Annotated in this window: 16 protein-coding genes, 1 tRNA gene and 2 pseudogenes; 10 read left to right on the forward strand and 9 right to left on the reverse strand. The window is 71.2% G+C overall.

The window, feature by feature from the left end; genetic code table 11:
- Nucleotides 1–32: 32 nt before the first annotated feature.
- Entirely contained in the window at nucleotides 33–1,214 is a 1,182-nt protein-coding gene (locus FIV43_RS08295) for a glycosyltransferase family 4 protein (RefSeq protein WP_181407725.1), read from the forward strand.
- On the opposite strand, the gene FIV43_RS20915 is transcribed toward FIV43_RS08295, so the two are convergent.
- From FIV43_RS20915 to FIV43_RS08310, 3 genes and pseudogenes are all read right to left on the reverse strand, one after another.
- Nucleotides 1,204–2,973 (reverse strand): hypothetical protein, encoded by a 1,770-nt coding sequence (locus FIV43_RS20915; RefSeq protein ID WP_181407726.1) that lies wholly within the window; start codon nucleotides 2,971–2,973, stop codon nucleotides 1,204–1,206. The two genes, FIV43_RS08295 and FIV43_RS20915, sit on opposite strands and share 11 nt — an antisense overlap.
- Before the next feature lie 103 nt (nucleotides 2,974–3,076).
- The gene (locus FIV43_RS08305; protein ID WP_141013748.1) at nucleotides 3,077–4,792 is read right to left on the reverse strand and encodes a hypothetical protein; all 1,716 of its coding nucleotides are present in this window, start codon (nucleotides 4,790–4,792) and stop codon (nucleotides 3,077–3,079) included.
- Nucleotides 4,789–7,121, reverse strand: a pseudogene (locus FIV43_RS08310) (alpha-(1->3)-arabinofuranosyltransferase domain-containing protein). Before FIV43_RS08310 ends, FIV43_RS08305 begins: the two are co-directional and overlap by 4 nt.
- A 92-nt stretch (nucleotides 7,122–7,213) precedes the next feature.
- On the opposite strand from FIV43_RS08310, the gene FIV43_RS08315 reads away from it, so the two are divergent.
- A complete protein-coding gene (locus FIV43_RS08315) occupies nucleotides 7,214–7,945 on the forward strand; it encodes a class I SAM-dependent methyltransferase (protein WP_196781015.1) in 732 nt (243 codons plus the stop codon).
- Between the two features lie 4 nt (nucleotides 7,946–7,949).
- The gene (locus tag FIV43_RS08320) at nucleotides 7,950–8,816 is read left to right on the forward strand and encodes a decaprenyl-phosphate phosphoribosyltransferase (protein ID WP_141013750.1); all 867 of its coding nucleotides are present in this window, start codon (nucleotides 7,950–7,952) and stop codon (nucleotides 8,814–8,816) included.
- Here FIV43_RS08320 and FIV43_RS08325 read toward each other — a convergent pair.
- On the reverse strand, nucleotides 8,801–9,892 hold the full coding sequence (locus tag FIV43_RS08325) for a hypothetical protein (RefSeq protein ID WP_141013751.1): 1,092 nt from the start codon (nucleotides 9,890–9,892) through the stop codon (nucleotides 8,801–8,803). The two genes, FIV43_RS08320 and FIV43_RS08325, sit on opposite strands and share 16 nt — an antisense overlap.
- Before the next feature lie 18 nt (nucleotides 9,893–9,910).
- Nucleotides 9,911–12,613, reverse strand: coding sequence for a DNA polymerase I (gene polA / locus FIV43_RS08330; RefSeq protein WP_141013752.1), 2,703 nt, complete (start codon nucleotides 12,611–12,613; stop codon nucleotides 9,911–9,913).
- A gap of 88 nt (nucleotides 12,614–12,701) precedes the next feature.
- Here polA and FIV43_RS08335 point away from each other — a divergent pair, with 88 nt between their 5' ends.
- Complete coding sequence (locus FIV43_RS08335; protein ID WP_141013753.1) at nucleotides 12,702–13,115, forward strand: hotdog fold thioesterase; 414 nt, start codon at nucleotides 12,702–12,704, stop codon at nucleotides 13,113–13,115.
- A gap of 21 nt (nucleotides 13,116–13,136) precedes the next feature.
- Here FIV43_RS08335 and FIV43_RS08340 read toward each other — a convergent pair whose 3' ends face one another.
- Nucleotides 13,137–13,724 (reverse strand): GNAT family N-acetyltransferase, encoded by a 588-nt coding sequence (locus tag FIV43_RS08340; RefSeq protein ID WP_231123838.1) that lies wholly within the window; start codon nucleotides 13,722–13,724, stop codon nucleotides 13,137–13,139.
- 248 nt (nucleotides 13,725–13,972) lie between these two features.
- On the opposite strand from FIV43_RS08340, the gene FIV43_RS08345 reads away from it, so the two are divergent.
- The 4 genes from FIV43_RS08345 to FIV43_RS08360 are packed head-to-tail and all read left to right on the forward strand — an operon-like array spanning nucleotide 13,973 to nucleotide 18,001.
- Nucleotides 13,973–15,274 carry an ABC transporter permease subunit gene (locus FIV43_RS08345; protein WP_141013754.1) on the forward strand — a complete coding sequence of 434 codons (1,302 nt, stop codon included), beginning with the start codon at nucleotides 13,973–13,975 and terminating at the stop codon, nucleotides 15,272–15,274.
- Nucleotides 15,275–15,286: 12 nt separating this feature from the next.
- Nucleotides 15,287–16,255 (forward strand): branched-chain amino acid ABC transporter permease, encoded by a 969-nt coding sequence (locus FIV43_RS08350; protein ID WP_141013755.1) that lies wholly within the window; start codon nucleotides 15,287–15,289, stop codon nucleotides 16,253–16,255.
- The gene (locus tag FIV43_RS08355; RefSeq protein ID WP_141013756.1) at nucleotides 16,245–17,198 is read left to right on the forward strand and encodes an ABC transporter ATP-binding protein; all 954 of its coding nucleotides are present in this window, start codon (nucleotides 16,245–16,247) and stop codon (nucleotides 17,196–17,198) included. The genes FIV43_RS08350 and FIV43_RS08355 overlap by 11 nt, the downstream gene beginning before the upstream one ends.
- Entirely contained in the window at nucleotides 17,195–18,001 is an 807-nt protein-coding gene (locus FIV43_RS08360; RefSeq protein WP_141013757.1) for an ABC transporter ATP-binding protein, read from the forward strand. Before FIV43_RS08355 ends, FIV43_RS08360 begins: the two co-directional genes overlap by 4 nt.
- Nucleotides 18,002–18,074: 73 nt before the next feature.
- Here FIV43_RS08360 and FIV43_RS22190 read toward each other — a convergent pair whose 3' ends face one another.
- A complete protein-coding gene (locus FIV43_RS22190; protein ID WP_231123839.1) occupies nucleotides 18,075–19,388 on the reverse strand; it encodes an ABC transporter substrate-binding protein in 1,314 nt (437 codons plus the stop codon).
- Between the two features lie 179 nt (nucleotides 19,389–19,567).
- Complete coding sequence (locus FIV43_RS08370) at nucleotides 19,568–20,107, reverse strand: ANTAR domain-containing response regulator (RefSeq protein WP_141015822.1); 540 nt, start codon at nucleotides 20,105–20,107, stop codon at nucleotides 19,568–19,570.
- Between the two features lie 224 nt (nucleotides 20,108–20,331).
- On the opposite strand from FIV43_RS08370, the gene FIV43_RS08375 reads away from it, so the two are divergent.
- Together FIV43_RS08375 and FIV43_RS08380 are read left to right on the forward strand one after the other, a co-directional pair.
- Nucleotides 20,332–20,404 (forward strand) — tRNA-Leu (locus FIV43_RS08375).
- 20 nt (nucleotides 20,405–20,424) lie between these two features.
- Nucleotides 20,425–21,057 carry a hypothetical protein gene (locus FIV43_RS08380; protein WP_141013758.1) on the forward strand — a complete coding sequence of 211 codons (633 nt, stop codon included), beginning with the start codon at nucleotides 20,425–20,427 and terminating at the stop codon, nucleotides 21,055–21,057.
- Nucleotides 21,058–21,074: 17 nt separating this feature from the next.
- On the opposite strand, the pseudogene pyk reads toward FIV43_RS08380, so the two are convergent.
- A pseudogene (gene pyk / locus FIV43_RS08385) lies at nucleotides 21,075–22,534 on the reverse strand (pyruvate kinase).
- Nucleotides 22,535–22,613: the final 79 nt, after the last annotated feature.

Raw genomic sequence — 22,613 nt, forward strand, 5'->3', positions numbered from 1 at the left:
CACTTCACACGCCGTTCTTGGGAGGGAAACGCGTGAGCGAAGCGAATCGGCCTGCCTCAACGCCGCGGGAGCACGGCAGCAGCACGGCGTCCGACGGCCCCCGGCACATCGTCGTCCTGAACTGGCGCGACGTGTGGCACCCGGAGGGCGGCGGCTCGGAGCTCTACGTCTCCGAGGTGAACCGACGCCTGCAGGCATCCGGCCACCGCGTGACCGTCTTCTGCGCCCGGTACGACGACGCGGCCGCGCAGGAGGTGCGCGACGGGGTGCGCTACGTACGACGCGGAGGCCACCTGACCGTCTACCTCTGGGCCGCCCTGCTGCTGACCCTCGCGCGCGTCGGCGTCGGCTCCTTCCGCGGCGTGGACCGGGTGCTGGAGGTGCAGAACGGCATGCCGTTCCTGGCCCGGCTGTTCTCCGCCGCGCCGGTCACCGTCCTGGTGCACCACGTGCACCGGGAGCAGTGGAGCATCTTCGGGCCGCTGGTCGCCCGCTTCGGCTGGTTCATGGAGTCCCGGGTCGCGGTGCGGGTCAACCGGGGACTGCGCTACATCGCGGTCAGTGAGGTCACCCGCAGCGAGCTCGTCGACCTCGGCGTGACCGCCGGCGACATCGACATCGCCTGGAACGGCGCCCCGGCGATGCCGGACTTCGCCGCCGAGCCCACCTCGCCGACGCCGCACCTGGTGGTGGTGGCGAGGCTCGTCCCGCACAAGCGGGTGGAGCACGCCATGGAGACGGTGGCGCTGCTCCGGTCACGCCACCCCGGCCTCCGGCTGACCGTGATGGGGTCGGGCTGGTGGCAGGACCAGCTGCTCGCCCGCCGCGCCGCGCTCGGCCTCGACGACCGGGTCACGTTCGCCGGTCACGTCAGCGAGGAGGAGAAGTATCGCCTGCTCTCCACGGCCTGGGTGCACCTGCTGCCCTCCCTCAAGGAGGGCTGGGGCCTGGCCATCATCGAGGCCGCCCAGGTGGGTGTCCCCTCGGTGGCCTACTCCGCGGCCGGAGGGGTGTCGGAGTCGATCCTGGACGGCGTCACCGGGCTGCTCGCGGGCGAGGAGACCCCCTCCGCCCTCGCCGCCCAGGTCGACCGGCTGCTCACCGACCAGGACGAGCGGCGCACCCTCGGCGAGAAGGCGCAGATCCGAGCCACCGAGCTGACCTGGGACGCGACGACCGAGCGGGTCGCCCGGGCCCTCGCGCTCAGTCGGTGACCTCCGCCTCCGGCACCGGATAGCCGACCGCGACTCCGGTCGCGCACACCACGCCGGTCGCCTCCGCCGAGGTGTCCCCGAGCTCCTGCTCGAGGGTGAGCCGGACCCCGTCCACGTCACCGCGGACGACCACCTGCAGACGAGCGGCGTCGCGCAGCGGCGCCACCGCCGTGGTGTCGCCCGCCTCGATCCGGACCGATCCGGTGACGCTGGTGAAGTAGTCGAGGTCCACGACCAGCGGGTCGCCCTCGATGCTCGCCGGGAGCGGGATCGTCGTACCGAGCGCGGTGACCTGGAAACCGCACGGCCTCCCGGCGGGAGGGACCGCCGTCTCCGGCGTCAGCAGGTCGACCGGGCGGAGGTGGCCGTCCTGCCCCGCGATCCGCAGGTCGTAGGAGGGCTGGTCGAAGACCGGCTCCTCGGGGGCCAGCCCGATCAGGGTCGAGACCCGGGCGTCGGACTCGAACAGGAACGTCATGATGTCCTGCGGCGGGCTCGTGTCCACGAGGGTGACGTCGGGGTCGGCACGCAGGTCCGAGCGCAGGTTGGCGACGTACTCCCGGTCGGTGCGGTTCAACGTGTTGTCCGCGATGTAGGCCATCGTCACGCTCGAGGAGGCCAGGTAGACGACGGTCACGCCGAGCGCCCATCGTGCCCGCCGGCGGCTGCCGGCCGCGGGGGGCCGCTCCCGCGATCGGACGGCACGGACCACGAGCGCGAGCGCGATGGCCGCCACCGGCACCACGTCGGCGCCATAGCGCGGCGAGAGACCGATCAGATCAGTCAGCGCGGTGCCGGTCCGTCCGATGGCGAGCATCAGGGCGTCGACGACCATGAACGCAGCAATCAGTCCCCAACCCCACAGCACTGCGGGGCCGCCGCGCCGCACCGACCACGCGCAGACGAGGATGACGACGAGCCACCCCGCGACGACAGCTGAGGCCGAGGGTTCGATGATCACGCCGAGTTGACCTGCCGGACGCCATGGACCGCCGACGAGGCCCGGGATGATCGTCCGACCGATCAGGTTCCCGAAGAGGCGAGCGCCCTCCTGCACCGACCCGATCTCAGAACCGCCACCCGGCGCGAGCTCCCGGTGTGCCACCAGGTAGCAGCCGAGGATCAGCACCAACCCGGTCCACAACGGCCAGTCGTCGCGCAGCGCGCCACGCACGGCGCGCAGGCCGCGCGCAGGGTGGAGGGCGACGGCGACGAAGCCGAGCACCAGGCAGATCAGCACGGCCCGCTCCTGGAACTGCAGGCCGACCACCACCGCGCCCATCACCGCGTACGGCGCCCAGGCGCGCCCGTCCTGCAGGTAGACCAGGAACGCCCAGACCGCGGTGAAGAGCGCGATGGTCAGCGGCAGGAAGCCGATCGCCGCCGCCCACCAGGCCGTCGGCCACCAGGTCAGCGGGGAGAAGAGGGCCAGCGCGAGCAGCGGCAGGCGGGCCGGCGCCCCGGGGATCAGCCGGCACAGCACCAGCCACGCCATCGCGGCCGCGACCAGCTGGAGCACCAGGATCTCGGCGACGAACTGCCACCACTCCAGTGGACCGGTGCGCGCGTGGACCCAGGCGGAGAGGAAGTTGCCCGGCCAGATGTGGCCGGCGTACTCCTGGAGCAGCAGGTCGGTCGACATCGGCGCCGAGCCGAGCCGGGTCATGTTGAAGTCGTCCTGGGTCAGGTAGCCGCGCGCCAGGATCGCTCCGCGCAGGACGGTCTGCAGCACGATGAGCGCGGCCGCCGCGGCACCCATCCGGCCGCGCCAAGGAGCGGGGAGTCGGGCACCCGCGCGGCGCCCCAGACCCCTGACGCGCTGACGCACGCTCGGCGGCGCAACGCTCGTCGGCGTCGGTCGGTCAGTGATCGTCACGCTGATCCCCCTCCGTGTCGGGAGCCCGGCCGAGGACGATGACCGCGCCGACCATGCCGAGGCCGACGGCGGCCAGTGCGTCGCACCAGACCGGTGGCGAGGACGCGCTGTCGGCGACCGTCGCGGCGAGGACGCCGGCCGCCCCCACCGCGATCGCGCCGATCAGTCCGGTGTCGATCCGCGGTCGCCGGAGGAAGGCGCCGACCAGATAGCCGGCCAGCAGCGCCGGGCCACCCATCAGGCCGAACGGGACGGCCACGGCGATGCGGACCCAGACCGGGCCGGGCCGCTCGGGGCCGGCACCGGGCTGCGCCGGAGCGGTCATCCGCTGCTTCTCGCGGCGCGCGACCACGACCGCGCCGACGAGGAGGAGCAGCGCGGCCAGCCCACCGAGCACCAACGCCACTTTGTACCAGCGGTCCGGGCCGAAGCTGAGGACGACGTCGCCGCCCTCGCCCTCGGGCACGATGAATCCCTGCTTCCAGCCGTCGACGCGGACCGGGTCGAGCGACGTCTCCCCCAGGCTCGCCGACCATCCGGCGTTGAAGTTCTCGTTCACCACGAGCAGCGCCTCGGGCCCCGCGGCGACGGTGATCTCGCGGTGGGTGGCCTCCCACCGGTCCTCGCTCACCTGCCGTTCGGTGACGCCCTGGTCGGTGGCGGCGGCGTCGGTGACGGGCTCGAGCACCAGACGCGTCGGCGCGAAGATGGTGGTCGACCGCAGGCCGACGTCCACCCGGCCCGACTGCATCGGGACCGACGGCTCGCACGCCTCCAGGTCCAGCGGCGTCCCGTCGATGATGTCGCCGAGGGTGCCGCTCACCCTGGTCGGGTGCACCGTCCCGTTGATCGCGAGCTCGGGGCCGAGCCCGCAGACCGAGCCGGTGACCTGGTCGCGGTCGATGCTGAATCGAAGGTCGTCCAGTCCCGGGATCGACAGCTCGGCCACGCCCAGGCGACCGCTCCACCCCTCGGGTACGTCGAACCGGATGGCCAGCCGTCGTGTCTCCAGCGGCGCGAACCGCGCCGTCCCGGTGGAGAGGTCGACCGTCCGGCTCTCTGCGCCGGCGATCAGGGTCGCCGTCGTGGGCGGCTGCGCGCCGCCCGGTGCGGAGGCCACGGAGATCGTGCGGATCCGACGCCGTTCGCCCCACTCCAGGCGCAACGTCGGTGCGGAGTCCCCGATCTGGGAGGACCAGAAGGTCCGGCCGTCCCCGTCGTAGGCGAACTGCGGCGCGACGCTCGCCTCCTCGAGGTAGGTCGTCGACGCCCGCACCCGGACCTGTCCGAAGACCGGCTCGAACAGGCGCTGGGTCTCCCTCCCGGGTCGCGCCAGGACCGCGCCGGTGCCGGTCCACCCACCCGAGCCGGCGAGCTCGAAGCGCCGGACGATGCCGGACTCCTCCTCGCTGGCGCGAGCGGTGGAGAAGACGCCGCAGCTGGTGCCGACCCCGCTGTCGATGCAGGTCGGCCGCCGTCCGCGCGCGGTGAAGACGAAGCTGGAGCCCTCGTCGGCGCCCTGGCCGGGCAGCACGATGGTCCGGTCCACGGTGAGGCCGGGGAGACCGATCTCGTCGATCCCGACCAGCGCGGAGCTGTCGGTGACGGTCTCGTCGACGGCCTCGACCGTGATCCGCAACCGGGAGTAGGAGCCGTCGAGCGGCGTGGCCGCCCGCCCGGTCTCCGGGTCGACCTGGATCACCCGGTCCGTGTCGCCGGCGGTGATCCGCAGCCGTCGGATGCCGGCACCGAGCCCCTCGGGGCGTAGGTCTGCAGGGTCAGGCTGGGGAAGTACACCCGCTGGTCGAAGCGGATCTCCAGCCACTGGCCGACCGGGTCGAGCAGCGGCGCCGCCGCCCACCGGGTGGCCGGGTCGCCGTCCATCGCGTTGTACGGCGCGTTGTCGGGCTGAGCGGCCGCGAGGCTGTCGCTGTAGGCGGCCGAGGACGAGGCGACCACGGAGGCCACCACCGGTCCGTAGTCGGCGTAGGCGGGCTCGGTCGGCTCGGGGCCGGGGTAGTCGTGGGCGGCCCGGCGGTAGCGGTACTCCTCGTCCTCCGACATCACCGGTCCGACCGCGTCCAAGGAGCCGAAGCCGCGGTCCACCCGGCGATAGCCGTCACCGACCAGGTCGGCCGACTCCGCCGGCCAGTTCTGCTCGCCGAGCACGACCGTGGGGGTGTCCGCGTCCAGCGCACCACCCTCCACCGCCGCCAGCACGTCCTCGGAGCTGCCGGCGAGCGTCTCGACGTCGTCGGTGGCCACCGCCGAGACCCGGCGCGCGGCGTCGTCGACCTGGTAGATCTCGATCAGGGACCGGTCCCCCAGCGTGCTGGTGCCGAACTCGGCCACCGAGGTCAACCCCGGGGTCCGGCTGATGGCGAGGTCCACCCGGCCCTGGTCAGGCGCCCCGGAGGAGCGCAGGTCGAGGTCGCGGCGGACCAGGACGTGGCTGACGCCGGAGCGCGCCAGCATCGTCGCGAGCTGCTCGGAGCCGCGGCCGTCCGCGATCCGCTCCTGGATCGCGTCGAGGTAGCGGATGGTCGGACCGGGCGCGAGCGGCACCTGGCTGCGGCTCACCCAGGCGGCATCGGTCAGGCCCTGGAGCGGCTCGTCGATCGTCCACCCCCAGGTCTGCTGCCCGAACCCGGCACCGGGCAGCAGCAGGGTGGTGCCGCCGTCCGCGTTCTGGTCCAGGTAGCGCCCCGCGTCCACCCAGGCCTGCGGGATCTCCTCCCAGCCGTTCTGCCGCAGCTGGCCCGTCCACAGCGGCACCGAGGTCACCAGCAGCAGCACCGCCACCGACGAGGTCACCACCACCCGCAGCACGCCGCGGTCCACGCCGGAGCGGGTCCGCGCCTGCGCCGCGCACCGGACCAGGTGGGCGAGCCCGAGCGCCAGGGGCAGCCGCAGCAGCGGGTCCACCTTGTGCACGTTGCGGAGCATCGCCAGCGGTCCGTCGAGCAGGGCCTGGAACTCCGCCTGCAGCGGCGAGGCGAGGTCACCGGCCCGGGCCACCGTCAGGCAGACGGCGCCGAGCACCAGGCTGCCCAGCAGAGCCCGCCGCGCCGGCATCGAGCGGCGGGTGAGACCGACCATGCCGAGCGCTGCGACGACCGACGTCGCCGCCACCAGCAGCGGCGCGGTGGCGAGCGAGTACGCGCCCGGCCACCACGGATCCCCACCCATGCTGAAGAAGGCCAGCCAGTGGTCGGCGCCGCGGGTGACGTTGGTCCAGCCCAGCGGCTGCTCGACCGCGCCGGAGGTCTCGATGTAGTCGAGGAACGGGGGCTGTACCGGCCGAAGACGAGCAACGGCAGCATCCACCACGCGCTCGCCAGGGCGGTGGCCCCGCACCACCAGCCGAGGAGCGTGCGGCCACCCTCGCGTCGTACCGAGCCGAGCAGGATGAAGAGGATCACCGGCAGCGTGGCGAGGTTGCCGACCGCGTTGACCCCGCCGAAGCCGAGCATCGCGACGCCGGAGAGCAGCGCACCGGTGCGGGGTCCGATCCGTCCCTGCTGGGCCAGGACGATCGGCAGGATCGCCCACGGCAGCAGTGCGACGGGCGGGGCCTCCCCGGAGAGCACGCCCACGCTGCCCAGGAACCGCGGCGCGGTCGCGTAGGCGAAGCCGGCCAGCCAGGACGCCCAGACGATGTCGCCGCCGATCATGGCGCGGGCGAGCCGTCGACAACCCTCGAAGGCGACGATCAGCAGCAGCCCGGTCCACAGCCGCTGAGCGACCCAGTCCGGCAGTCCGACCACATCGGCGGCCAGGAAGAAGCCGCCCTGCGGGAACAGGTACCCGTACGCCTGGTTCTGGAGCTCGCCGAAGGAGGAGGCCGGGTTCCACAGCGACAGACTGCGCTCCAGGAACCCACCAGGGTCGGCGGTCAGGTCGAACTTGGTGTCGAAGGTGGTGCGGCCGACCCGCTGGGCGAACGCCATCGCGAGCAGCCACAGCCAGGTGACGGGGACGTACCAGGACTCGAGGATCCGGTCAGCCCAGCGTCGGACGACCGACCGCATCGCGACGATGATTCCCCTCCACCCGTACGGCGCGCCCAGCCGGGTCTCTCACCCCGCTGCAGCAGCTGGCTACTCCCCGGTACTGTGCGCTGGTGATCATAGGCCGTCCGTCCCCAACGCACCCAGAGGACTTCGCCGAGGTCTGGAAGTACGCCGACACGATCCCGGGTTGGCTGACCGAGGACCAGGGGCGTCTCCTCCACGACTCCGCCGGGAACCTCGGCGAGGGCGCGGTGCTCGTGGAGATCGGGAGTCACCAGGGACGCTCGACGGTGGTCCTCGGCGACGTCGCGCGACGGGTCGGCGGACAGGTGATCGCCGTCGACCCCTTCGTGGAGGGCCGGCTCTTCGGCGGCACCCCGACGAGGACGAAGTTCCTCGCCAACGTCGCCGGGTCACCCACGCCGGACGTGGTGCGCCTGGTCGAGGAGTACTCGACCAAGGCCCGTCCCGGGTGGACCGAGCCGATCGACTACCTCTACATCGACGGCAAGCACGACGTCTGGACGCTCAGCGACGACCTCAAGTGGCACGAGTTCCTGACGCCCGGCGGGGCCGTCCTCATCCACGACTGCTACTCCTCGATCGGCGTCACCCTCGGCATCCTGCTGCACGTGCTGTTCGGCAACGACCTCGCCTACGAGCGTCGAGCCGGGTCGCTGGCGCTCTTCGTCAAGCGACGCCCGCGGCTGCGGGACCGGTTGCGGATCCTCGGTGAGATGCCGTGGTGGATCCGCAACGTCTTCCTGAAGGTGCTGCTCCGGCTCCGGCTGCGCCCGGTCGCCCGGCTGCTCGGCCACGACTCGCCGTACGACCCCTACTGAGCCGTTGACCGCGCTCCTCCGGTCGCTGCGCCCTCGGCAGTGGACCAAGAACATCCTGGTCGTCGGCGCACCGCTGATGGCCGGCCGCCTCGGCGAGGGCTCCGTGGCGATCGCCACCGCGCTGGCCTTCGTCGCGTTCTGCGCGGCGGCCTCCGGGATCTACCTGGTCAACGACGTGCTCGACGTCGAGGCCGACCGCGCCCACCCGCGCAAGCGGCTGCGCCCCGTCGCCTCGGGCGCGCTGAGCACGCGCACCGCGCTGGTCTGCGGCGTGCTCCTGCAGGTCCTGGCGGTCGGGATCGGGTTCGCCGCCACCTGGGAGCTCGCCGCCGTGGTCGCGATCTACGTGGTGCTGTTCCTGGGCTACTCGCTGGCTCTCAAGCACGAGCCGGTGATCGACATCGCGATCATCGCCGCCGGCTTCCTGCTGCGCGCGGTCGCCGGCGGTGTGGCGACGGGCATCCCGCTCTCCCAGTGGTACCTGCTCTGCGCCACCTTCGGGTCGCTCTTCATGGCGGCCGGCAAGCGCTACGCGGAGATCCACCTGGAGAGCACCTCCCCCGGTGAGGTACGACGCTCGCTCACCCGCTACACGGCCACCTACCTGCGCTTCGTGTGGACGATGTCCGCGGGCCTGCTGATCATGTCCTACAGCCTCTGGGCGTTCGAGATCGACGCCGCCGGTGACGGATCACCGCTCACGGTGATCTCCATCGCGCCGTTCGTGCTGGCGGTGCTGCGCTACGGCTACGCCGTGGACGCCCACGCGGCCGGCGAGCCCGAGGACATCGCGCTGCGGGACCGGGTGCTGCAGGTGCTGGCGACCGCCTGGGTGCTGTTCGCCGCCGGGGCCGTCTACCTGGGCAGCTGACGCCCCAGGCCATCCAGGAGCAGGTCGGCCAGGCGCTGCGAGGCGTCCGGGGCGAACCAGCCGCGCCGCATCCGCACCGTCAGCTGCGTCTGCACCCCCTCGCCGGCCGACGCGGAGGTCAGACCGACCGCCACTCCGTTCGGCCCGGCCGGAGCAGGCCAGATCCGCGCCGCGGTGACCCCGCTCTCGGCCGGTCGCAGGAGACCGAGGTTGGAGACCAGCAGGGTCGAGCCCAGCCGCCCGCCCAGGGCGCGGGTGACCATCCGGACCGGGTCCACCCGGCGCGGCTCGGCCAGCGGGAAGTCGGGCTCCGGCGGGGTGGCCCGCAGCACCTCGGTCATCGCCGCCGGGGAGTCGACCCCGCGGGCCCGGATCCGGGTGTAGGCGGTGTCCCGGTCCGGGGCCAGCGGCACCGCACCACTGCGACGCGAGACTCCCAGCGCCACCACCGGCTGGGTGCGCCGTCGCTCCTGGGCCGAGCCGCGGTTCCACTCGGCCAGCGCGCGGGTGGAGGCCCAGGCGAGCGCCGCGGTGCCACCGCGGAAGGCGGGCACCGCGACCGCGGCGTACACGTCGCCGACCGCACCGCGCTCCGCGGCGGTGGCCTGGAAGCGGGTGGGCGGGCGCCACAGCGCCTCACCGACGCGCTGCAGGTTGCCGCGGAGGAAGCCCGGCTCCGCGCCGGTGCGCGAGACACCGGTCGCGGAGCAGCCGAGGGGGCGGTCGGTGAGCAGGCCGATCAGACCGATCAGACCGAGTCCGTCGATCGCTCCGTGGTGGGCGGCGACCAGCAGCCGGTCGGCGCCGACCGCGATCCGCACCAGGGGGTCGCGGTCGCCGTACAGCCGGTCGCCGAAGTCCTGCAGGGTGGCGGCGCCACGGTGCTCGTCCACGGTCGGTGCGATGCCCAGGTGGGGGTGGGCCGCGACGATCTCGGCGGCACGACGGATCAGGGTGGCCTCGTCGGGCGGGTCGGCGATCTCGACCTCGAGCGCGATGGACCAGGACACCGACGGGTCTCCGTAGAGGCCGACCACCCGGCGTACCCGGTCGACGGAGGGCAGCACGTCACTCATCCGCGATCCCGCCTCGGGTCAGTGCGCGGCATCGTGCCAGCTGTGCCCGGTGCCCACCGAGACGTCCAACGGCACCGCGAGCTCGGCGGCACCGCCCATCTGGGCGCGGACCAGCTCCTCCACCGGCTCCCGCTCGCCGGGAGCCACCTCGAGCACGAGCTCGTCGTGCACCTGGAGCAACAGCCGGGACCGCAGACCCGCCTCGCCGAGGGCAGCATGGGTGCGCAGCATCGCGACCTTGATGATGTCGGCGGCCGAGCCCTGGATCGGGGCGTTGAGCGCCATCCGCTCCGCCATCTCCCGACGCTGCCGGTTGTCGCTGGTCAGGTCGGGCAGGTAGCGGCGCCGACCCATGATCGTCTCGGTGAACCCGGTGCGCCGGGCCTCCTCGACCACACCGGAGAGGTAGTCCCGGATGCCGCCGAAGGTCTCGAAGTACTCCTCCATCAGCTCCCGCGCCTCCGCCGGCTCGATGGCGAGCTGCTGGGAGAGTCCGAACGCGGACAGGCCGTAGGCCAACCCGTAGTTCATCGCCTTGATCTTGGCCCGGTGCTCGCTGCTGACCTCGTCCTCGGCCACCCCGAACACCCGGGCCGCGGTGGTCGAGTGGAAGTCGCGCCCGGAGCGGAACGCCTCGATCAGCACCTCGTCCTCGGAGAGGTGGGCCATGATCCGCATCTCGATCTGGCTGTAGTCCGCGGTCATCAGCGTGTCCCAGCCCTCGCCCACCACGAATCCCTCACGGATCCGCCGGCCCTCCTCGGTGCGGACGGGGATGTTCTGCAGGTTCGGCTCGGTGCTGGACAGGCGTCCGGTCGCCGCGATCGTCTGGTTGAAGGTGGTGTGGATGCGTCCGTCGGGGGCGACCGTCTTGAGCAGCCCCTCGATGGTCTGCCGCAGCCGGGCCACGTCGCGGTGCCGCAGCAGGTGCAGCAGGAACGGGTGCTCGGTCTTGACGAAGAGGCTCTGCAGCGCGTCGGCGTCGGTGGTGTAGCCGGTCTTGGTCCGCTTGGTCTTCGGCATCCCGAGCTCGTCGAAGAGCACCACCTGCAGCTGCTTGGGCGAGCCGAGGTTGATCTCCTTGCCGATCACCGCGTAGGCCTCCTCGGCCGCGTCGCGGACCTCGTCGGCGAAGTGCTGCTCCAAGCCGCTCAGCTGGTCGGAGTCGACCCCGATGCCGGTCTGCTCCATCTCCCGCAGCAGCGAGAGCAGCGGCAGCTCGACGTCGGCGAGCAGGGCGCTTCCGCCGTGGTCGGCCACGGCCTCGTCGAGCGCCCCGGCGAGGTCGAGCACCGCACGCGCGTAGAGGGCGGCGAGCGGGCCCACCGCGGAGTCCGAGGCCGGGTCGTCGACGTCGGAGAACAACGACCCCTGGTCCGCCTCCTCCTCGGCGCGCAGCTCGCGCTTCAGGTAGCGCAGGGTCAGGTCGGCCAGGTCGTAGGAGCGCTGGTCGGGGCGGACCAGGTAGGCCGCCAGCGCGGTGTCACTGGCCAGCCCGCGCAGCTCCCAGCCGTGCGCGGCGAGGGCGAGGGCTGGGCCCTTCGCGTCGTGCAGCACCTTGGGCCGCGCCGGGTCGGCGAGCCAGCCGGCCAGCGCCGCGTCGTCCTCCGGCGTCAGCGTCTCGGCGGAGAGGTACGCCGCCCGGTCGTCGCCCAGCGCGATCGCCAGCCCGTCGACGCGGCCGGTGCCGGCGCCCCAGGCGCCGCGCACGTGCACGCCGACCCGCTCGGAGCCGATCCCGTCGAGCCACGCCGCGACCTCGCCCGCGCCCAGGACCGCGGTCTCCAGCTGGAAGCCGCTCCCGTCCACCTCCTCCTCCGAGCTCAGGCTCTCGAAGAGACGGTCGCGCAGCACCCGGAACTCGAGGCTGTCGAAGAGGGTGTGCACCTCCTGGCGGTCCCACGGGCGCACCAGCATGTCGCTGGGCGCGAGGTCGAGGTCGAGGTCGCGGACCAGGGCGTTGAGCCGGCGGTTGCGCATCACGTCGCCGAGGTGCTCGCGGAACGACTCGCCCTTCTTGCCACCGATCTCGTCGGCGCGGGCGATCACGTTGTCCAGCCCGTCGTAGGTGTTGATCCACTTCGCGGCGAAGCCCTGGCCGACGCCGGGCACGCCAGGAAGGTTGTCGGAGGTCTCCCCCACGATCGCGGCCAGCTCGGGATACCGGTCCGGGGGGACGCCGTACTTGTCCTCGACGGCGGCCGGGGTCATCCGGGCCAGGTCCGAGACGCCGCGCATCGGGTAGAGCACGGTCGAGCGATCGGTGACCAGCTGCAGCGCGTCGCGGTCGCCGGTGAGGATCAGGACCTCCATCTCCGGATCCTCGGCCAACGCCCGGGTCACGGTGGTGGCGATGATGTCGTCCGCCTCGAAGCCGGGCTTCTTCAGGTACGGGATGCGCAGCGCGTCGAGCACGTCCTCGATCAGCGGGAGCTGGCTGGAGAACTCACCCGGCGTCTTGTTGCGCTTGGCCTTGTACTCGGCGTACTCCTCGGTGCGGAACGTGGTGCGCGAGACGTCGAAGGCCACACCGACGTGGGTCGGCTGCTCGTCACGGAGGACGTTGATCAGCATCGAGGTGAAGCCGTAGACGGCGTTGGTGTGCTGGCCGGTGGTGGTCGAGAAGTTCTCCACCGGCAACGCGAAGAACGCCCGGTAGGCCAGGGAGTGGCCGTCGAGCAGCAGCAACCGGGGACGCACGGGGGATTCGGTTCCAGGCACGCCGCGACTCTATCCATCGTCACGGACACCGCGACCGGTGCGTGACCCGCGCCCGCCGGCCCGGACCGGCGGCACTAGTTTGGTGCCCATGGTGAGCGTGCAGGAGTTGTCCGAGTCGATGCCCCACGGGATGCTCGGTGCGTTGAACGAGAAGATGGGCGTGGAGATCCTCGAGGCGAGCGCCGAGCGCATCGTCGCCACGATGCCGGTCGAGGGCAACACCCAGCCCTACGGCCTGCTGCACGGCGGCGCGTCCGTGGTCCTGGCCGAGTCCCTCGGCTCGGTCGGCTCCGCGCTGCACGCCTATCCGGAGAAGATCGCGGTCGGGGTCGACATCAACGCCACCCACCACCGGTCCGCCACCAGCGGCACCGTGACCGGCGTGGCCACGCCGATCCATCTCGGCCGCTCCAGCGCCTGCTACGAGGTGGTCATCTCCGACGAGCAGGGTCGCCGGGTGTGCACCGCGCGGATCACCTGCTCGCTGCTCGACCCGCGCTGACGCGACCCGCCGGGCCCGGGTTCAGTCGGCGAGGCCGTCCAGCTCCACCGGCTCGGTGGTACGACGACGCGCCGACCGGCGAGCCGCCATCACCCGGCTCCGGCTGACGTTGCTCCGCCGCTGGCTGGGCGCGGGGTCCAGACGGGAGCGCACCACCGCCGTCGGCGCGACCCGCCACACGTAGGCGGAGTTGAAGCCCAGCCGGGCCATGAACCGGTTCGCGTCGCGGTCCGAGGCCGGGACCGACGTACTCATCACCAGCACGCCGTTCTCCTCGGCGAAGGAGGCGGCGGCCTCCATCATGGCGCGGCCGACGCCCTGGCGCCCGAAGCGGGCGAGCACCCGCGGCTGGATCGACTGCACGCACGGCTCGAGGTTGACCGGGGAGAGGGTGAGCAGCCGGAGCAGCACCGCGCCGGCGAACGCGCCGTTGCACTCCACCACGATCAGGCGCTGGTCCGGGGAGGCCGCGGCCTGTTTGATCACCAGCTCCAGGTCGGCGATCTGCTCGGAGCGGTCCGCGCGACGCAGACTCTCGCTCCACAGCTCGACGAGATCGGGCGCGTCCTCCCGCGTCGCGCTCCTGATGGAGATCGCGTTCCTCACCATGTCCTACCCACGTCCGACCGACCTTTCCCTCCGCAGCGCCTCTCCCCCAACCGGCGAGGATACGCCCGGCGATCGATGGTTGACAGGGGAACCTCACGCCGCTTCCGAAAGAAATTTGTTCTCAGGTCGTTACCCGAAGGGAGCGGCGCACCGCACCGATGAGCCGTAACGTGCCCTTGTTCACGTTCGAATGCACAACGTGTCATGCCCGGCCACCGCCGCGCGCTGACCGTTACGACAGGAGACCCATGGTCAAGAGTCGCCCCCTGGCCGTCCTCGCGGCGCTGCTGGTGGCCGTCCTCACCCTCGGCCTCGCGGTGGGGGCAAGCCCCGCACGAGCCGATGACGAGGACGAGTCCGAGCGCACGCTCACTGCGCAACTGGAGGACTCGGCCTCCGGCAACACACCCGTCGAGGGGGTGGAGATCACCGTCACCACCGCCGACGGCGACGAGTTCACCGGCACCACGGACGCCGACGGCCTGGTCGAGATCACCTTCACCAGCCCCGCCGGCGAACCGGTCCGGGTCTTCCTGGACGAGGAGACGCTCCCCGAGGGCGCCAAGCTCCGGCCGGGCACCAAGACCACGCTGACCGTCTCCTCGACGCTGAGCACGATCAGCGTCGACTTCGCGATCGGACCGGACAACCGCGACGTCCAGACCAAGCTCGACCGGATCCCCGGCGCCATCTACAACGGCCTGCTGTTCGGCCTGGTGATGGCGATGGCGGCGCTGGGTCTCTCGATGATCTTCGGCACCACCGGGTTGACGAACTTCGCCCACGGCGAGCTCGTCACGCTCGGAGCGGTCTGCACCTACCTGCTCAACGTGGCGGCCGGCATCCCGTTCCTGCTGGCGGTGCCGATGACCGTCGTCGTGGCACTCGGCTTCGGCTGGTTCCAGAACCGGATCCTCTGGGCGCCGCTGCGACACCGCGGCACCGGCCTGATCGCGATGATGATCGTGACCATCGGCCTGCAGTTCCTGATGCGGAACTTCTTCGCCTACATCACCGGCTCGCGCACCGAGCTCTACGACGACTTCACCTCGCCGTCGGGCAAGGACTTCGCCGGCCTGTTCACCTACACCGGCCGCGACATCGCGGTGGCGGCGGTGAGCATCGCGGTGCTGACCGTGGTCCTCCTGGCCCTCTCCTACACCCGGCTCGGCCGGGCCACCCGAGCGGTCGCGGACAACCCGGCGCTGGCCGCCTCCAGCGGCATCAACGTGGACCGGGTGGTCTCCATCGTGTGGATCGTCGGCACAGCGCTCGCCGCGCTGGCCGGGGCCTTCCTGGCCTTCCAGCTCGGCATCACCTACCAGATCGGCCAGCTCGTGCTGCTGCTGCTCTTCGCGGCGGTGACCGTGGGTGGTCTCGGGTCCGTGTGGGGTGCCCTGATCGGCAGCCTGATCATCGGCGTGCTGATCGAGCTCTCCACCCTGGTGATCCCCACCGACCTCAAGAACGCGGGTGCCCTCGCACTGCTCATCGTGATCCTCCTGGTCCGGCCCCAAGGCATCCTGGGCCGACGCGAGCGGATCGGCTGAGGAAGGAACGACATGGACCTGCTGACAATCCCCCTGCACGACGCCTTCGCGCCGCTGGCGATCTCCTTCGTCCTGGCCGCGATGGGCCTCAACATCCACTACGGCTACACCGGGCTGCTCAACTTCGGCCAGGCGGGCTTCGCCGCGGTCGGTGCCTACGCGATGGGTGTCTCGATCGCCTCGTTCGACATCCCGTTCCTCCTCGCGGTGGTCCTCGGTGTGCTCTTCTCGATCCTGCTCGCGTTGCTGATGGGTATCCCGACGCTGCGGCTGCGAGCGGACTACCTCGCCATCGTGACGATCGCGGTGGCCGAGGTGCTGCGGCTCTTCTTCACCACCTCCTACAAGGAGTACTTCCACGCCCGCGACGGGGTGAGCGGCTTCACCGGCGGCTTCCGCGACGTCAATCCCTATGGCTCCGGAGCGCTCGGCTTCAGCCGCAACGACCTCTGGGTGATGACGGTCGGCTGGGCGCTGGTGGCGTTCTTCTGCCTGCTCACCTGGCTGCTGGTGCGCAGCCCGTGGGGCCGGGTGCTCAAGAGCATCCGTGAGGACGAGGACGCCGTACGGTCGCTGGGCAAGAACGTCTACTACTACAAGCTGCAGGCGCTGATGCTCGGTGGTGTGATCGGAGCCTTCGGCGGCTTCATCGGCGCCCTCGGCCTGGCCTCGGTGCAGCCGGACAGCTACAACCTCGACTTCACCTTCATCGCCTTCACCATGCTGATCCTCGGTGGTGCGGCCCGGGTGCTGTCCCCGGTGGTGGGAGCGGTCCTGTTCTGGGGGCTCCTCTCGTTCCTCCAGACGCTGCTCTCCAAGCTGATCGGCGAGTGGGGCGTGATCCCGGAGTCGATCCTCAACAGCGAGCAGATCGGCAACGTCCGCTTCATGGTGGTCGGCCTGTCATTGATGCTGCTGATGATCTACCGACCGCAGGGAATCTTCGGCGACAAGAAGGAGCTGGCCATCGATGCCCGCTGAGACCACGCAGAACCAGACCGCCGAGCCGGGCGCGAGCGCCGGGGACGTCAAGACCGGTCGCGCCGGTCTGGCCGGCCTCGCCAACGAGCCCGGCGTCGCCAAGCCCGACCCGATCGTGGTGGCCTCCGGGATCACCCGTCAGTTCGGGGGCCTGAAGGCCGTCGACGTCAGCCACGTGGAGGTCCAGCGAGGCGTGATCACCGCGCTGATCGGACCCAACGGTGCCGGCAAGACGACCTTCTTCAACCTGCTCACCGGGTTCGACACCCCCGACAGCGGCGACCGGACCTTCAACGGTCGCTCGCTGAAGCGGGTCTCGGCGTCCCGGATCGCTCGGATGGGCATGGTCCGCACCTTCCAGCTGACCAAGGTCCTCTCCAAGCTGACCGTGCTGGAGAACATGCGCCTCGGCGCGACCGGGCAGGTCGGCGAGCGTTTCTGGGCCGGCATCTTCCCGTTCCTCTGGCGCGGCCAGGAGGCGGCGAACACCGCCCGCGCCCGGGACCTGCTCGCCCGGTTCAAGCTGGACGAGAAGGAGGCGGACTTCGCCGGCTCGCTCTCCGGCGGTCAGCGCAAGCTGCTCGAGATGGCGCGCGCGCTGATGGTCGAGCCCGAGCTGGTGATGCTCGACGAGCCGATGGCCGGCGTCAACCCGGCCCTGAAGCAGTCGCTGCTGGGTCACGTGAAGTCGCTGCGGGAGGAGGGCATGACCGTGCTCTTCGTCGAGCACGACATGGACATGGTCCGCGACATCTCCGACTGGGTGATCGTGATGGCCGCCGGACGGGTGATCGCCGAGGGACCGCCGGACTCGATCATGTCCGACCAGCGCGTGATCGACGCCTACCTCGGCGCCCACCACGACACCGACATCACCGAGCTCGACGCGGACGAGGTCATGGCCGAGGCCGAGGCCGAGCTGCGTGAGGAGGAGCAGCCATGAGCAACCCCGTGACCCCGAGCGACAACGACGCCGAGGCCCGGGCCGAGGCGGCGCGCGCGCAGCACCTGGCCGCGGCCGACGGCGCGATCCTGCGGGCCGACAACCTCATCGCCGGCTACCTGCCCGGCGTGAACATCCTCAACGGGACCGACCTCTACTGCCACCCCGGCGAGCTGGTCGGCATCATCGGCCCGAACGGTGCCGGCAAGTCGACCCTGCTCAAGGCGCTCTTCGGGCTGGTCAAGATCCACGAGGGCACGGTCACGCTCCGTGGCGAGGAGATCACCAACAAGCGCGCGGACAGCCTGGTCACGCTCGGCATCGGCTTCGTGCCGCAGACGAACAACGTCTTCCCGAGCCTGACCATCGCCGAGAACCTGCAGATGGGCTGCTACCAGGCGCCCTCGAAGTTCTCCGAGCGGTTCGACTTCGTCACCGGGATCTTCCCGGCTCTCGGGGAGCGCCGCTCGCAGCGTGCGGGCTCGCTCTCCGGCGGTGAGCGGCAGATGGTGGCGATGGGCCGTGCGTTGATGATGGACCCGTCGGTGCTGCTGCTGGACGAGCCCTCGGCGGGTCTCTCCCCCGCGTTGCAGGACGAGGTGTTCCTGCAGACCAGGGAGATCAACAAGGCCGGCGTCTCGGTCGTCATGGTCGAGCAGAACGCGGCGCGCTGCCTGCAGATCTGCGACCGCGGCTACGTGCTGGACCACGGCCGCAACGCCTACACCGCGACCGGCACCCAGCTCGCCAACGACCCCAAGGTCATCGAGCTCTACCTGGGCACCCTGGCCAAGCGGGACTGACCCGGAGAACGAGGAAGCCCCGACCGCCTCTCGGCGGTCGGGGCTTCTTCGTTGTTCGTCTACCCGGTGCGGGTCACTCCAGGACCAGACCGGCCTTGACCAGCTCGGGCACGATCTTCTTCGTCTCGTCGAAGGCGATCAGCACGATGGCGTCGGGGTCGGTCGAGGCGAGCTCGTCGATCTCCGCGGTGTAGGTCGCGGCCTCCGGCGAGTACAGCGTCTTGGAGACGATGGTGCCGCCGGCCTCGGTGAAGAACTTCTCCACGTTGTCCGCCAGCGCCTCACCGTAGGAGTCCTGGCGGGCCAGGATCGCCACGTTCTGGTGACCGTCGCCCAGCAGGGTCGAGGCCATCACCGAGCCCTGCAGCACGTCGGACGGCGCGGTACGGAAGTACAGCCCGCTGTCGGCGTAGGAGTCGAACGCGGTCGAGGTGTTCGCCGGCGAGATCTGCGCGACACCGGCACCGGTGATCCGGTCGATGACGCTCAGCGACACCGACGAGGACGCGGCGCCGACGATCACGTCGACGTTCTTGGCCAGCAGGCTGTCGACGCTGGACGGCGCGATGTTGGGCGTGCCGTCACCGGAGTCGGCGTTGCCGAGGAAGTTGACCTTGAGGTCGGTCCCGGCCTCGTCGATCTCCTGGATCGCCAGCTCGACACCCGCGATCTCCGGGGGGCCGAGGAACGCGAGGTCACCCGAGGTCGGCAGCAGGCCGCCGATGTTGAGGGTGCCGTCGCCCTTCTCGACCTTGCCGATCTTCTGCTTGGCGCCGACGCTGTCGACGTCCGGGATCTCACCGGTGACGTAGTCGACCGGCGCGTAGGTGTTGTCGTCGGCGTACTCGAAGACGCCGATCGTCGCGGCCGACGGGCTACCGGTCGAGTTGAGGTCGATCGGGCCGGAGACGCCGTCGTAGTCGATGTCCTCGCCGTCGGCGAGCAGGTCGGCGCAGGTGGCGAAGTCGGTGCACTTCTCACCTTCCGAGGTGACCGCCTGCATCTGGCTGCCGACCGCGGTGCCCGAGTCGTCGCCGGCGGCCAGCGCTGCCAGCGCCGCGGCGATGGTGGCGTCGTAGGACTCCGGACCGTAGGTGAAGTCCTTCAGCTTGCCGTTGACGCCGAGCAGGCGATCCTTGAAGTCATCGGCCAGTTCCGGACCCGGGTAGGTCGCCTTGGTGCCGGCGAGGGTGCCGGCGTCGAAGTCGGCCGAGTAGTCAGCGGTGTTCCCGTCCACGAAGTACCACTGCGTGCCCTCCGGGCCGGACGACGCGTTGTCGCTGCTGCCCGCGTTGTCGTCGGTGTCGTCGCCGCCGCATGCGGTCAGCGCCAGCGACGCGGCCAGCCCCAGCGCGCCGAGGCGCACGAGCTTGGAAGTGCGGTTCATCAAGCCTCCGTCAGTTGTTCCCTGTCGGTCGGTCACCTGCGGCGACGCTGCCGATGTGATTCCGACCACCGTCTAAACGACGATCCCCACAAGGTAGACCGCAACTGGCCCCCTGATCCCCGCCTGGTACGCCTCGTTGTCAAGTTGTGACCATGGGGCCCGGCGGCAGGACCGCAGCGTCAGGCCCCGGCGCCGGGGACCCCGTGGGAGACCACGCCCTCGGCGACCTCGCGCATCGACATCCGCAGGTCCATCGCGGTCTTCTGGATCCAGCGGAACGCCTCGGGCTCGCTGAGCGAGAGCTGCTCCTGCAGGATGCCCTTGGCGCGGTCCACCGCCTTGCGGGTGTCCAGGCGCTCCTTCAGGTCGCTGACCTCGGCCTCGAGCTGGGCGATCTCGGCGTACCGGCTGACCGCCATCTCGATCGCGGGCACCAGGTCGGACTGGCTGAACGGCTTGACCAGGTAGGACATCGCGCCGGCCTCGCGAGCCCGCTCGACCAGCTCGCGCTGGGAGAAGGCGGTGAGCATGACGACGGGGGCGATCCGCTTCCCGGCGATCGCCTCGGCCGCCGCGATCCCGTCGAGCACGGGCATCTTCACGTCCAGGATCACCAGGTCCGGGCGCAGCTCCTCGGCCAGCTCGATCGCCTTCGCCCCGTCCGCGGCCTGGCCCAGCACCTGGTAGCCCTCCTCGGCCAGCATCTCGGCCAGGTCCATCCGGATCAGGGTCTCGTCCTCGGCGATGACCACGGTGCGGGTTGCTGCGGGTTTGCCGTCGGCGACTGCGTCGTTCACGGCACCAGGCTAGCCGCCGGAGGGCTCGGGCAGGACGTGAGCCGCGGCTCATCCCACCGCTCGGGTGCCCCGGGTCGCCGCGGTGACCCCGACACCGGCGTGAGCGGCGCCCGTCGGGTCGGATAACGTGTCCCCGCGCGAAAGCCGCCCCGGTAGCCCAACGGCAGAGGCAGTGGTCTCAAACACCATCCAGTGTGAGTTCGAATCTCACCCGGGGCACTGCGGCGTAGTGTTGCTGCATGCGGGTGCTCCAGGCGACACCCGGCCGATGGGCGGCGACCTTGGCCGCCGCCACCGCGCTCGGCGTCCTGCACGGATGCTCCACCCCGGGGTCGGGGTCGGGCACCGACACCGACGAGCCCTTCGTCACCGCCACCGACCCGACCCGCAGGACTCCGGTGCTGGCCCGCTGCGTCGCGGCCGACCCGGAGGGCGAGGTGATGCTCCACCCGGGCTCGGTCTCGGCCACGGTCCCCACGCTGCTGCTCGCCGCCGACCTGACCGATGCCGAGAACCTCAGCGTGGTGGAGCGGGCGATCGTCCGGTACGACGGCACCTCGCAGGTCACCGGCATCGCGCTGAACTACCCGCCGCTCAAGGACGCCGGGATGGTCGGGTCGATGGGAGCCTGGCCGACGCGACGCCCGCTGGTCGGGACCACCCTCGGGCGCGGTGACGGCCAGCAGGCCGTGTTGGTCGCCATCCGGCTCACCGACCCCGAGGAGCCGGGCCGCCTCACCGGGGTGATGCTCACCCAGGACACCGGGGCCGGCCCGGACGACATCATCCTCCGCCAGCAGGTGCTGGTGAACCCGCCCGACCAGCCGTGCGACGTGCAGGCGGTCGCCGCCACCACCGCCTGGACCCGGTGAGGCCTGCGGGACCCGCCTCAGCGCCGCCGGTAGGCGGGGGCGACCTCGTTGATCGCATCGCCCATCCGGTGGACCCGCAGCGCGTTGGTGGACCCGGGGATGCCGGGCGGGCTGCCCGCCACGATCACCACCAGGTCGCCCTCGGCGACGCGACCCGAGCGCAGCAGGTTCTCGTCGACCTGGCGCACCATCTCGTCGGTGTGCTCGACCTCGCCGGTCCGGTAGGTCTCCACGCCCCAGCTCAGGGCGAGCTGGGAACGCACCTTGTCCAACGGGGTGAAGGCGAGGACCGGGATCCGGCTGCGCAGCCGGGAGAGTCGGCGCGCGGAGTCACCGCTCTGGGTGAACGCGACGACGTACTTGGCGTCGACCCGGTGGGCGACCTCCTCGGCCGCCTTGGTGATCACGCCGGAGCGGGTGCGCGGCTCCCACCGGATCCGGCCGAAGCGCTCCGGGAACGACCCTTCGAAGGCGTGCTTCTCGGTGGCGGTGATGATCCGGGCCATCGTCTCCACCGTGTGGATCGGGTGGTCGCCCACACTCGTCTCGCCCGACAGCATCACCGCATCCGCCCCGTCGAGCACGGCGTTGGCCACGTCGCTGGCCTCGGCCCGGGTGGGAGCGGGGTTGGTGACCATCGACTCCAGCATCTGGGTGGCCACGATCACCGGCTTCGCGTTGCGCCGCGCCTTCTCGATCACCTGCTTCTGCAGCACGGGGACCTCCTCGAGCGGGCACTCCACGCCCAGGTCGCCGCGGGCCACCATGAACCCGTCGAAGGCCTTGACGATCTCGTCGAGGTGCTCGATGGCCTGCGGCTTCTCGATCTTGGCGATGACCGGAACGAGGATGTCCTCCTCGCGCATCACCTTGCGCACGTCCTCGGCGTCGTCGGCGTTGCGGACGAAGCTGAGCGCGATGAAGTCGACCCCGAGCCGCAGCGCGAAGCGCAGGTCCTCCTCGTCCTTCTCCGACAGCGCCGGCACCGAGACCGCGACGCCCGGCAGGTTGATGCCCTTGTGGTTGCTGACCGGTCCCCGACCAGCACCTCGGTCACCACGTCGGTGTCGGCGACCTCGACGACCCGGAGCCGCACCTTGCCGTCGTCGATCAGGATCGGGTCACCGGGGTGCACGTCACCGGGCAGACCCTTGTACGTCGTGCCGCAGATCTCCGCGTCGCCGGCCACCTCGCGCGTGGTGATCGTCCAGCGCTGGCCGCGCTTGAGCACGACCGGGCCCTCGGCGAAGGTGTCCAGGCGGATCTTGGGCCCCTGCAGGTCGGCGAAGATGCCCACACCGCGGCCGCTGGCCTCGGCGGCCGAGCGCACCAGCTCGTAGACCGACTCGTGCTCGGCGTGGGTGCCGTGGCTCATGTTCATCCGGGCGATGTCCATCCCGGCATAGACGAGCTCGCGGATCCGGCGCTCGGTGTTGGTCGCCGGTCCCAGGGTGCACACGATCTTGGCTCTCCGCACCCGTGCAGCCTAGTCCCCGGGCCTTGGAACGTTCACACCAGCCGCGCCGTCGCTGCGGTGACCACCCGGTGAACGGACG

Origin of the sequence: Nocardioides sambongensis (genome assembly GCF_006494815.1) — a bacterium.
Lineage (GTDB): Bacteria > Actinomycetota > Actinomycetes > Propionibacteriales > Nocardioidaceae > Nocardioides > Nocardioides sambongensis.

What these genes read in the sequence shown, in the direction of transcription:
- FIV43_RS08360 (WP_141013757.1), top strand. Translation starts at nt 17,195, where the DNA reads ATGAGCAACCCCGTGACCCCGAGCGACAACGACGCCGAGGCCCGGGCC.
- FIV43_RS08380 (WP_141013758.1), top strand. Translation starts at nt 20,425, where the DNA reads ATGCGGGTGCTCCAGGCGACACCCGGCCGATGGGCGGCGACCTTGGCC.
- FIV43_RS08370 (WP_141015822.1), bottom strand. Translation starts at nt 20,107, where the DNA reads ATGGACCTGGCCGAGATGCTGGCCGAGGAGGGCTACCAGGTGCTGGGC.
- FIV43_RS22190 (WP_231123839.1), bottom strand. Translation starts at nt 19,388, where the DNA reads ATGAACCGCACTTCCAAGCTCGTGCGCCTCGGCGCGCTGGGGCTGGCC.
- FIV43_RS08355 (WP_141013756.1), top strand. Translation starts at nt 16,245, where the DNA reads ATGCCCGCTGAGACCACGCAGAACCAGACCGCCGAGCCGGGCGCGAGC.
- FIV43_RS08350 (WP_141013755.1), top strand. Translation starts at nt 15,287, where the DNA reads ATGGACCTGCTGACAATCCCCCTGCACGACGCCTTCGCGCCGCTGGCG.
- FIV43_RS20915 (WP_181407726.1), bottom strand. Translation starts at nt 2,973, where the DNA reads ATGGGTGCCGCGGCGGCCGCGCTCATCGTGCTGCAGACCGTCCTGCGC.
- FIV43_RS08335 (WP_141013753.1), top strand. Translation starts at nt 12,702, where the DNA reads ATGGTGAGCGTGCAGGAGTTGTCCGAGTCGATGCCCCACGGGATGCTC.
- FIV43_RS08340 (WP_231123838.1), bottom strand. Translation starts at nt 13,724, where the DNA reads ATGGTGAGGAACGCGATCTCCATCAGGAGCGCGACGCGGGAGGACGCG.
- FIV43_RS08345 (WP_141013754.1), top strand. Translation starts at nt 13,973, where the DNA reads ATGGTCAAGAGTCGCCCCCTGGCCGTCCTCGCGGCGCTGCTGGTGGCC.
- FIV43_RS08325 (WP_141013751.1), bottom strand. Translation starts at nt 9,892, where the DNA reads ATGAGTGACGTGCTGCCCTCCGTCGACCGGGTACGCCGGGTGGTCGGC.